The following is a 10,856-nucleotide window of genomic DNA, read 5'->3' as shown; positions in this document are numbered from 1 at the left end:
TCAGAAGTGAAACGAAATAGCGCCGATGGTAGTGTGGGGCTTCCCCATGTGAGAGTAGGACATCGCCAGGCTTTAAATTTAAGAAGCCCGCTCGAAAGAGCGGGCTTTTTTGCATCTATAGAGTTTTAAAATTAGCTCACTTTATACCTAAAAAGTGTTCATCTAAGGTGCGATATACTTGCTCTCTGCAACCTTCCAAAAGGCTTTAACAAGCGGATTTTCCAGCTGAGTTTTGTTGCAGCAAACACCAAGTTTAAAAGGTTTAATTGGTAAGACTTTTAAACGATTTATCTTTTCTCTTACCGGACTGTTATTGATTACAACATCAGGTGCGATACCTACTCCACACCCCAATGCAACCATACTTACGATGGCTTCATGTCCGGAAGTTTGTGCGTAAATCTTTGGCTTTATTTTCATTTGTTTGAGCCAACTATTGGCCCTGTCTCTTGCCGTTCCTGCTTCTGGGAGTATGAATGGAATGACCGACCAGTCTGGTTTTTCTTTTTGTAGCTCTTCAGCAAACGCACTAACCCCAACAGGTACGATGACAGAAAGTGGGATTTCACTGATCGTTTCAAATGCGATTTTATTTGACATCTGTTCTGACTTGGCTGATATGGCAATATCGGCTTCATCTGCTAGTATTTTGTCGATCGCTTGAGCTGGATCGCCGGTTGATAGTTTGAATTCAATGAAAGGGTTCTGAATACGAAAGTCAGATATTAGCTCCGGAAGATGGCTGTAGCTTGCAGTAACAGAACAAAAGAGACGGATTTCTCCTTTCAATTCATCCTCGGTTCCCTTCAGGTGACTCTGATACTGCTGCCATTCGCCAAGAATCTTTAAGGCGACTGGGACTAGCTTTTTACCTTGGATAGTTAAATCAACGCTACGGTTGTCGCGTAAAAACAATTGTTGGCTGGTTTCCTCCTCTAATTTTTGTATCTGTCGGCTTAAGGCTGAAGGGCTAATATGCATTGCCGCTGCGGTCTTGGCGAAACTTTTACTCTCACAGAGATGAATGAAAAGTTGCAGGCTTTTGATATTCATTAAATTTTCATTTCCATGTTGCATAAATTGCAATAATTAATTGTGAATATATCACTTTAAGCAATCTCATGTCTGTTTTAGTATGAAGTTATTCGGTAAGGCAATTACTGACCTCAATGGAAGAATCTCAAAGGAGCACCCAGATGGCTAATTATTTCAATACCCTAAACTTGCGCGAGCAGTTGGACCAATTAGGTCGTTGTCGTTTTATGGACCGCAGTGAGTTCGCTTCAGAAGCGGATTATCTGAAAGGTAAGAAAGTAGTCATTGTAGGTTGTGGTGCTCAAGGTCTTAACCAAGGTCTGAACATGCGCGACTCTGGTCTAGACGTTGCTTATGCGCTTCGCCAAGCCGCGATTGATGAGCAACGCCAGTCATTCAAAAACGCAAAAGACAACGGTTTTGAGGTAGGTAGCTACGAAACGCTAATTCCACAAGCTGATCTAGTAGTAAACCTTACTCCAGATAAGCAGCACACAAACGTTGTTGAGACGGTAATGCCGTTAATGAAAGAAGGCGCAGCACTGGGTTACTCTCATGGTTTCAACGTTGTTGAAGAAGGCATGCAAATCCGTAAAGACCTAACGGTAGTAATGGTTGCACCTAAATGTCCAGGTACGGAAGTTCGTGAAGAATACAAGCGTGGTTTCGGTGTACCGACTCTTATCGCTGTTCACCCAGAGAACGACCCAAAAGGTGAAGGTTGGGATATCGCGAAAGCTTGGGCTGCAGCAACCGGTGGTCACCGTGCAGGCTGTCTAGAGTCTTCTTTCGTTGCTGAGGTGAAATCTGACCTAATGGGTGAGCAAACTATCCTTTGTGGCATGCTACAGGCTGGCTCTATCGTGTGTTACGAGAAGATGATTGCTGATGGTATCGATCCTGGCTACGCAGGCAAGCTTCTTCAATACGGCTGGGAAACGATCACGGAAGCTCTGAAGTTTGGTGGTATCACTCATATGATGGATCGCTTAACTAACCCTGCGAAAGTAAAAGCATTTGAACTTTCTGAAGAGCTAAAAGAGCTGATGCGTCCGCTATACAACAAGCACATGGATGACATCATCACAGGTCACTTCTCTAGCACGATGATGGCTGACTGGGCAAACGACGATGCAAACCTACTAGGCTGGCGTGCAGAAACGGGTGAAACTGCTTTCGAAAACTACCCAGAAACTGACGTAGAAATTTCTGAGCAGGAGTACTTCGATAACGGTATCCTGATGGTTGCTATGGTTCGTGCGGGTGTTGAGCTAGCATTTGAAGCGATGACCGCTTCTGGCATCATCGATGAGTCTGCTTACTACGAGTCTCTACACGAGCTGCCACTTATCGCAAACACTATCGCACGTAAGCGTTTATACGAGATGAACGTGGTTATCTCTGATACGGCTGAATACGGTAACTACCTGTTCGCTAACGTAGCAACGCCGCTTCTACGTGAGAAGTTTATGCCAGCCGTAAATACTGACGTAATTGGTAAAGGTTTAGGTGAAACGTCTAACCAAGTGGATAACGCGACTCTTATCGCTGTGAATGAAACAATCCGTAACCACCCTGTAGAGTACATCGGTGAAGAACTACGTGGTTATATGACAGATATGAAGCGCATCGCGGTTGGTGGCTAATTTTCTTTGCTTCAAAGTAGAGAAAATATTAAATGAACTCTGGCCAGACTGGAGTGATAAATACAAAATAAAACACAACATCTAATCAAAAGGCTTGGTCGCCGTTGACCAAGCCTTTTTGTTTTTAGCCGATTTATCTGCGCGCCGATAAGAAAAACGCTCCTTTGTGAGGAGCGCTTTGATACTTATTTTTCAGCAAGCTTTTCTTCAAGTTGCGCCAACTTCTGTTCCATTTCTGTTAGCTTTTGACGTGTACGTAGTAAAACTTGAGTTTGAACATCAAACTCTTCGCGACTTACAACATCTAGCTTGTTTAGCTGGCCTTGGATTACTTGACGAACTTTCTGATCGACATCAGAGCCCAACTCTTTTACAGGTTGAGGCATTGAGTCGTGAATCTGTTTAGCAATTTGCTCTAATTTCTTTGGGTCAAACATAGTGGCTAAAACTCCTTTTGATTTGTCCTCATTTTAAGTAAATGATACGTGAAAGTCGCCATTTAGATGGCAAAAAAGAGAGCGGCAATAAAAAAGGCCACCGAAGTGACCTTTTTGAATGCCTTAATAGCTTATCTGTTATCCGCTAATTCACGATGAGCTGCTTTCGCTTCGTCAACTCGCGCTAACTTCTCCAAGTCTTTGTCTTCAACAAATACTGGCAGAGGTTTGTGTTTTTCAGCTAGGTAGCTGTAAATCACAGGTAGCACGAATAGTGTGAACAGTGTACCGATTGCAAGGCCAGCAACGATGACGATACCGATACTGAAACGTTGCGCGGCACCTGCACCTGTTGCGTACATCAGTGGGATCAGACCTGCGATCATCGCTGCAGTGGTCATTAGGATAGGGCGAAGACGCACTTTCGCAGCTTCCATCACCGCATCAATACGAGACAGTTTATTATGTAACTGCTCTTCCTTGGCGACTTCACAGATCAAGATACCGTGCTTGGTTATTAGGCCGACCAGCGTGATCAAACCAACCTGCGAGTATATGTTCATCGAGGCCGTACCCCAGGCCAATGCGATCAAGGCACCACATATTGCCAGAGGTACAGATACCATGATGACAATAGGATCGCGGAGTGATTCAAATTGAATCGCCAGAACGAGGAAGATGATCGCAAGTGCAAGACCGAAGGTTGCATACAAGGCACTACCTTCCGTTACAAACTGACGAGATTCGCCCATGTAATCATGGTTATACCCTGCAGGCAGTTTGGTTTGTGCAATATTTTCAAACCAATTAACTGCATCCCCCATCGAAACACCAGGGCCTGTAACAGCACCCACAGTTGCTGAGTTTAGCTGGTTGAAGTGTGGCAAAGAGCGAGGCTCAGCCACCACATCAATGGTAATCAGACTACCTAATGGAACCGCTTTACCATCCACAGAGCGTACATAGTAGTTCTTCATCGATTCTGGGTTTAGACGCCATTTACGCTCAACCTGAGGAATTACCTCATAAGAGCGGCCATTTAGGTCGATACGGTTTACATAACCATCTGCCATCATGGTGCTGAGGGTGATACCAATGTCTTGCATAGTCACACCGTAGGCACCTGCTTTGTCTTTATCGATCTTGATCTTCATCGTTGCAGAATCATATTTCAGATCCAGATCGGAATAGACAAACATTGGACTGCTTGCTACTTCCGACAGAATGTCATTTGCAACGGTAAACAAACTTTCAAAGTTGTTTGGCGTTGTAATTACGAACTGTACAGGAAGGCCTGAACCAGCACCTGGTAGCTCCGGCATTTCGTAGGCAGCAATAGACATTCCCGGAATGCTCGAAACAAGCCCACCAACACGCTGTTTGATTTCTGCTTGGCTCGCTTCTCGTTCGCCCCATGGTTTGAGTGTAGCTAAACCAAACGCTTGATTAGAATCCGGTACACCGTTAAATACCTGAGCGTATTCCACTTCTGGTTGATCAGAGAGAATCTTATTCACATCATCCATGGTGTTTTGGATGTAGTCCAAATTCGAATTTGATGGTGCGGTCCCTATGAGTACTACAACACCTTTATCTTCAGATGGAGCTAGCTCGCTAGGAATAAACTTGAATAGGACTGGTAAACTTGCGAATACAATTATCGCAAACACGATCACCACTGGTCGGCTAGCCATTATTGCTTTTAACATGCTTGCGTAGCGATTAGTCATGCCATCAAGTACATGGTGAACTTTTTGCTCAAACTTGCTTGGCTTCTCGTTCGCCTTCAGCATCTTCGAACACATCATTGGTGATAGTGTCAAAGCGATGATGCCGGATACGAATACTGAACCTGCCAGTGTCAAAGCGAACTCTTTGAACAATGAACCGGTGATACCACCCATCAATGCGATCGGCGCGTACACTGCACCTAGCGTCAATGTCATCGCGATAACTGGAACCGCAATTTCACGCGTACCAATAATTGCAGCTCGGAATGGCGATTCCCCTTCTTTGATGTGACGGTCAACGTTTTCTAGTACAACGATCGCGTCATCCACCACCAGACCGATGGCAAGCACCATCGCCAGTAGCGTCATCAAGTTCCAAGAGAAACCCATTGCCTGCATCACCATTGCCACACCAATCAATGAAAGTGGAATGGTCACGATAGGAATGATTACCGCGCGGAATGAACCTAGGAACAGTGTGATAACCACAAGTACGATGACCGCTGCTTCAAGAATCGTTTTCACTACTTCGTGAATCGATTCGTTGATGGCGATAGTTGAGTCGTACATCACGTTCATTTTGATGTTACTTGGTAGGTTGCGCTCAAGCTGAGGCAACAGTTCAAGTACGTCTGCTGCAATGTTGATTGGGTTAGCGCTTGGTGCTGCGTTGATCGCCGCAACCACGGCTTCTTGACCGTTTGCACTTGCGCGATAAACGTCGTGACTCTTCTCCAGCGTTACTTTAGCGATATCACCTAGACGGATGACATCCCCTTCACCAGTTTTCACGACCAATGCTTCAAGTTCAGCAACGTTTGATACCTGAGTATCTGCGCTACCGTTATAAAGTACGAACTCACCCGTCGCTTGACCGGTTGCAGATTGGTAGTTGTTGGCGTTAAGAACGCTCATCACATCCGTAGCGGTCAACTTCAAAGCGCCCATTTTGGCAGGATCTAGCCATACGCGCAGTGCGTACTTCATACCACCATACAGGTCAACTTTGGATACACCGTTTACAGTGAACAACTGCGGGTTGATTACACGCTCAAGGTAGTCAGTGATCTGGCTTGAAGATAACTCGTCACTCGTAAAGCCGATGTACAGTACCGCCGTTGTCGAACCTGTCGACATGGTTACGGTTGGATCTTCGGCTTCTTTTGGAAGCTGAGAACGTACTGAGTTCGTTTTCGCTAAGATATCAGCCAATGCTGCATTCGGGTCAGTATTCAACTTCATGTTGACAGTAATGGTTGATTTACCTAGTACCGATTGCGAAGTCATGTAATCAATATTATCGGCTTGCGCCACCGCTTGCTCCAATGGCTGAGTAATAAAGCCTTGGATCAAGTTGGCACTTGCACCGTAGTAACTGGTGGTCACGGTGACCACCGTATTCGTCATTTCAGGGTACTCACGAACTTGCATTTTGAACACCGCTTGCAAACCAAGCAATGCAATCAAAAAGCTGATCGATACCGCTAAAACTGGACGTTTTATAAAAACATCTGTAAAGCGCATGATGCCTCCAACTTAAAGCATTGGTGTTTCAGCAGGTGGGGTAGTTGCATCGCTTTCGACAATGCTTACTTTCGCATGGTTACTCAAACGGACTTGACCCGATGTCACTACCACATCACCTGGCTTCACGCCTTCTAGAATGTGTGCGATATCTTTAGAGCGTTCGCCAACTTTTACCACATGCTGCTTAACGCGTTTTTCGCCATCTTCTTCTGTTACGATGTAAACATTGTCGCCATATAGCGTAAATGTGATCGCGGTTTGAGGTAGAGTGACCTGATTTTCTAACTTAGGCAGAATGATGTTTGCACGCGCGAACATACCACTACGCAGTTTACCGTCACTGTTAGGGATATCCGCTTGAACTTGAATCAAACCACTTTGTACGTTAACCGCAGGCTCAATCGCAGAAATTGAACCTTTGAAAGGCTGTTCTGGGTAGGCATCCACGAAGATATCCACTTCTTGGTCGATATTGATACGTGAAATATCGGTTTGCGGCACGGTAAAGCGTAAACGCATCACGCTGGTGTCTTCCAGGCGAACAATATCGGTACCCGCTTGTAGGTACTGACCGAGGTACACGTTACGAATACCTACTACACCATCAAATGGCGCTTTGATTTCGCGTCGGTCGATGGTCGCTTTCAAGCTTTCAATGTCCGCTTTTAAGGAGAAGTAGTTCGCTTCTGCTTCGTCATACGCTTCTTTAGAAATAGAGCCTTTTTTAAATAGCCCTTGGTAGCGTTTGTATTTCGCTTCTGCTGCTGGCAACTTGGCTTGCGAGCTCTTTAAATTCGCTTTCTCAACGTCAGAGTCAAGCAGTACTAGTGGCTGACCTGCTTTGACTTGAGTACCGGAATCAAATGCGATTTTATCGATAACACCGCTCGTTTCGTTCGCTACCGTCACGCCTTGATTTGGCTCGATAAAACCAATTTCCTCGATGACTGGTACCCAATCCACCGCTTGCACTTCAGTTACGGTTACTGGGAATGCTGGTTCAGGGCGATTGGCAAACTGCTCCATTTTGTCTTTGATATCAATTAGTCTGTATGTAACAACGCTACCAAAAAGTAATAAAACAATTGATAGCATCAAAATCCACTTTTTCATTCTATTAAGAACTCCAAGTTAGTGTTTAATAATTGCATCCCAACTGGCTTCAATAGCGGCCTCTAATGCCGTCTTATCCAGTTGATAAAATCCCAAAGCGTGTTTCCGAGCAAGTGCAACACTTGCCTCAAAACTTAATCCAGAAAGTACTTCGTTATCGAGAAGCTTGAATACTCCCTCGTCTTTACCCTGATTAAAAAGAAGATCTACTTGGGCAAACATTTGTCTCTCAAGTTCCCGAGCTTTGCTACTATTTGAACAGGGTAAAGACTCATATTGGACTCGGTTGCTGATCGCACTTAAGTTCGAGCTCGCTAGATTCCAAATATTGAGCCACATGGTTCGATAACGCTGTTTTAAAGGCATCTCTTCACTAACACCTAGTTGCACCGCAGTAGCAACACGCTTAGCAACGTTAAGGCGTAGTTCCTCTAAAAGATGTTCTTTATCTGAGAAATAACGGTAAATCGTCCCTGCTGCGACACCTGCCTCATTGGCGAGCTTTTGCATGGAAAGCCCTTGAAAGCCAGATTCAGCAATGAGTTGTTCAGCAGCGACTAAGATTTGTTCTCGTTTATCTACAGCAGGGTTATCCTTCATAATGTCACCCTTTAGTGAATGAACGTTCATTCATTATAGCTTAAATACCCGCTATTTATGCAACAGAATATTGCACTTAATTGGTGTGAAAATTACAAGAAATCAGCATAGCTTTCACGAGGCCACCCCTTTATCATAGGCGCCACATTCATCACCCGCAGAGAATTTCTATGAAGCTGAACCCTAGTCAAGATGAAGCCGTGAAATACGTGTCTGGTCCATGCCTAGTGCTAGCTGGTGCTGGCTCGGGCAAAACTCGTGTTATTACCAATAAAATCGCTTATCTGGTTCAGCAATGTGGTTACAAAGCGCGTAATATTGCTGCGGTGACGTTTACCAACAAAGCAGCACGTGAAATGAAGGAGCGTGTAGGTCAAACGTTAGGGAAAGGTGAGTCTAAAGGTTTGATGGTATCAACATTCCACACTTTAGGATTGAACATCATCAAGCGTGAGTACAAGCATTTAGGGTTGAAAGCGGGCTTCTCACTGTTTGATGACCAAGACCAGCTAGCGCTGCTCAAAGAACTTACCGAAAAGCAGCTTGATGGTGATAAAGATCTGCTACGTCAGCTTCTGAGTTGTATTTCCAACTGGAAAAACGACATGTTGACGCCAGAGCAAGCCAAAGCGCGTGCGCAAGGTGAACAGCAACAATTGTTTGCGTTCTGTTTTGATATGTACCAAAAGCAAATGAAAGCCTATAACGCGCTCGATTTTGATGACCTAATTTTGATGCCCGTTTTACTCTTACGTAATCATGAAGATGTTCGTCAGCGTTGGCAGAATCGTATCCGTTACCTACTGGTTGACGAGTATCAAGATACCAACACGAGTCAGTATGAGCTGGTCAAATTAATTGTCGGAGAACGTGGGCGATTGACGGTTGTAGGGGATGACGATCAGTCTATTTATTCATGGCGTGGTGCGAAACCTCAGAACCTCGTGTTGCTGGGTGAAGATTATCCAAATTTGCGTTTGATTAAGCTAGAGCAAAACTACCGTTCAACGAGTCGAATCCTGCGTGCGGCCAACATTTTGATAGCTAACAACCCTCACGTCTATGAGAAGTCCTTGTTCTCTGAAATTCCTGACGGTGAAAAACTCAAAGTGTTGTTGGCTAAAAATGAAGAGCATGAAGCAGAGCGCGTAACGGGTGAACTAATTGCGCATAAGTTCCTAAACCGTACCGAATATAAAGATTATGCGATTCTATACCGTGGTAACCACCAATCACGTTTGATTGAAAAGTCTCTGATGCAAAACCGTGTACCGTATAAAATTTCTGGCGGCACCTCGTTTTTTGCGCGCGCAGAGATTAAAGACATCATGGCGTATTTGCGCGTTTTGGTTAATCCGGATGACGACAATGCATTTTTGCGCATTGTGAATACTCCACGACGTGAAATTGGCCCAGTAACGTTAGAGAAGTTAGGCAGTTATGCCAATATGCGAGGGAAGAGCCTGTTTGAGTCGAGCTTTGAAATGGGGCTCGAACAGCACCTAACGGGACGTGGCCTAGAAAACCTGCGTCGTTTCACCCAATGGCTAGTGGCGATTGCTGATCAAGCTGAGCGTGGTGATACCGTCGAAGCGGTTCGTTCGCTAGTTCGTGATATCCATTATGAAGATTGGCTATACGAAACTTCAGCAAGTCCGAAAGCCGCTGAAATGCGAATGAAGAACGTTTCTGATCTTTATTCATGGATAGTGGCGGACCTAGAGGGTGACAACTACGATCAAGAAGAGAAAACGTTAAAAGAAGTCGTTCAACGTTTGACCTTGCGTGACATGATGGAGCGCGGTGAAGAAGATGAAGACAGTGATGCAGTACAACTGATGACCTTGCACGCATCAAAAGGCCTTGAGTTCCCATATGTATACTTAATTGGGTCCGAAGAAGGTATTTTACCGCACCAAACCAGTATTGATGAAGATAACGTGGAAGAAGAGCGTCGCCTGATGTACGTTGGTATTACTCGCGCGCAACGTGAACTGACTTTCACTATGTGCAAAGAGCGTCGGCAGTTCGGCGAGTTGATCAAACCGACTCAAAGCCGCTTTTTGGATGAGTTGCCATTTGATGACGTTGAATGGGAAGTAAACAAAAAGCCAGTATCAGCAGAAGAGCGTATGGCGAAAGGTCAAGCACACATTGCCAATATTCGAGCAATGTTTAAGAAGTAAAGTAACCCTGTTCTCACTGACTAAAAACAAAAAGGCTTGCCAACTGGCAAGCCTTTTTCGTTGATGTCTTTACTTATAGACCTTCAATCATGTGGTCAATTGCTGCGATGATTTCATCGTCAGAACAGTCCATACAGGTTCCTTTGGCTGGCATCGCATTGAAGCCTTCTAATGCGTGCTTCACTAACGTATCTTTGCCTTGTGCAATACGTGGTGCCCAATCATCGGCATTACCTGTTTTAGGTGCGCCGTTTACACCAGATGCGTGACAAGCAATACAAAAAGTACCATAAACTGTGGCGCCATCACGTGGACCGGTTGGCTCTTCTTTCACTGGCTCAGAACCCGCTAGATAAACATCACCGACAGGTTGGATGCGTTCTGCGATCGCATCGTATTCAGTTTGGCTGATGTCAGAAGCTAAAGCTGCCGTAGAAAACGTTAAGGCAGCGAACAAAACGCTAATCATTTGTCGAGACATATCCATTAAACCCACTTCACATTCCCGAGGTAAGTGACTTACCTATTTATATAGTTAGAGTATTAATGCCGAGCAGAGAAATCATTAAATTCCACTGAATG

8 protein-coding genes are annotated in these 10,856 nt (G+C 44.8%); 2 read left to right on the top strand and 6 right to left on the bottom strand.

All coding sequences use genetic code 11. The annotated features are described in order from the left end of the window. Positions 1-162 precede the first annotated feature (162 nt). Positions 163-1,053 carry an HTH-type transcriptional activator IlvY gene (gene ilvY / locus R8N46_RS13140; protein ID WP_318098385.1) on the bottom strand — a complete coding sequence of 297 codons (891 nt, stop codon included), beginning with the start codon at positions 1,051-1,053 and terminating at the stop codon, positions 163-165. A 143-nt stretch (positions 1,054-1,196) separates the two neighbouring features. On the opposite strand from ilvY, the gene ilvC reads away from it, so the two are divergent. Further along, a complete protein-coding gene (gene ilvC / locus R8N46_RS13135) occupies positions 1,197-2,681 on the top strand; it encodes a ketol-acid reductoisomerase (RefSeq protein WP_005379098.1) in 1,485 nt (494 codons plus the stop codon). 185 nt (positions 2,682-2,866) lie between these two features. On the opposite strand, the gene ubiK is transcribed toward ilvC, so the two are convergent. From ubiK to R8N46_RS13115, 4 genes are all read right to left on the bottom strand, one after another. Next, positions 2,867-3,118 (bottom strand): ubiquinone biosynthesis accessory factor UbiK, encoded by a 252-nt coding sequence (gene ubiK, locus R8N46_RS13130; RefSeq protein ID WP_005379099.1) that lies wholly within the window; start codon positions 3,116-3,118, stop codon positions 2,867-2,869. A 131-nt stretch (positions 3,119-3,249) separates the two neighbouring features. Then, positions 3,250-6,372 (bottom strand): multidrug efflux RND transporter permease subunit VmeD, encoded by a 3,123-nt coding sequence (gene vmeD, locus R8N46_RS13125; RefSeq protein WP_033907400.1) that lies wholly within the window; start codon positions 6,370-6,372, stop codon positions 3,250-3,252. Positions 6,373-6,384: 12 nt separating this feature from the next. Beyond that, positions 6,385-7,488, bottom strand: coding sequence for an efflux RND transporter periplasmic adaptor subunit (locus tag R8N46_RS13120; protein ID WP_213972333.1), 1,104 nt, complete (start codon positions 7,486-7,488; stop codon positions 6,385-6,387). Positions 7,489-7,506: 18 nt separating this feature from the next. Then, positions 7,507-8,088, bottom strand: coding sequence for a TetR/AcrR family transcriptional regulator (locus R8N46_RS13115; RefSeq protein WP_005384254.1), 582 nt, complete (start codon positions 8,086-8,088; stop codon positions 7,507-7,509). 170 nt (positions 8,089-8,258) lie between these two features. Here R8N46_RS13115 and rep point away from each other — a divergent pair, with 170 nt between their 5' ends. Beyond that, complete coding sequence (gene rep, locus R8N46_RS13110) at positions 8,259-10,274, top strand: DNA helicase Rep (protein ID WP_005379104.1); 2,016 nt, start codon at positions 8,259-8,261, stop codon at positions 10,272-10,274. Between the two features lie 73 nt (positions 10,275-10,347). Here the strand turns inward: rep and R8N46_RS13105 are convergent, their stop codons facing one another. Then, the gene (locus R8N46_RS13105) at positions 10,348-10,761 is read right to left on the bottom strand and encodes a c-type cytochrome (protein ID WP_005384252.1); all 414 of its coding nucleotides are present in this window, start codon (positions 10,759-10,761) and stop codon (positions 10,348-10,350) included. Positions 10,762-10,856 lie beyond the last annotated feature (95 nt).

The sequence above is a fragment of the Vibrio sp. 1874 genome (assembly GCF_033344395.1).
Taxonomy (GTDB): domain Bacteria; phylum Pseudomonadota; class Gammaproteobacteria; order Enterobacterales; family Vibrionaceae; genus Vibrio; species Vibrio alginolyticus.
The sequence above is the reverse complement of the archived record's forward strand: the minus strand, read 5'-3'. Positions and strand labels throughout refer to the sequence as shown.

Coding starts and splice junctions, on each gene's coding strand:
- ilvY (WP_318098385.1), bottom strand. CDS start 1,053: ATGAATATCAAAAGCCTGCAACTTTTCATTCATCTCTGTGAGAGTAAA.
- ilvC (WP_005379098.1), top strand. CDS start 1,197: ATGGCTAATTATTTCAATACCCTAAACTTGCGCGAGCAGTTGGACCAA.
- ubiK (WP_005379099.1), bottom strand. CDS start 3,118: ATGTTTGACCCAAAGAAATTAGAGCAAATTGCTAAACAGATTCACGAC.
- vmeD (WP_033907400.1), bottom strand. CDS start 6,372: ATGCGCTTTACAGATGTTTTTATAAAACGTCCAGTTTTAGCGGTATCG.
- R8N46_RS13120 (WP_213972333.1), bottom strand. CDS start 7,488: ATGAAAAAGTGGATTTTGATGCTATCAATTGTTTTATTACTTTTTGGT.
- R8N46_RS13115 (WP_005384254.1), bottom strand. CDS start 8,088: ATGAAGGATAACCCTGCTGTAGATAAACGAGAACAAATCTTAGTCGCT.
- rep (WP_005379104.1), top strand. CDS start 8,259: ATGAAGCTGAACCCTAGTCAAGATGAAGCCGTGAAATACGTGTCTGGT.
- R8N46_RS13105 (WP_005384252.1), bottom strand. CDS start 10,761: ATGGATATGTCTCGACAAATGATTAGCGTTTTGTTCGCTGCCTTAACG.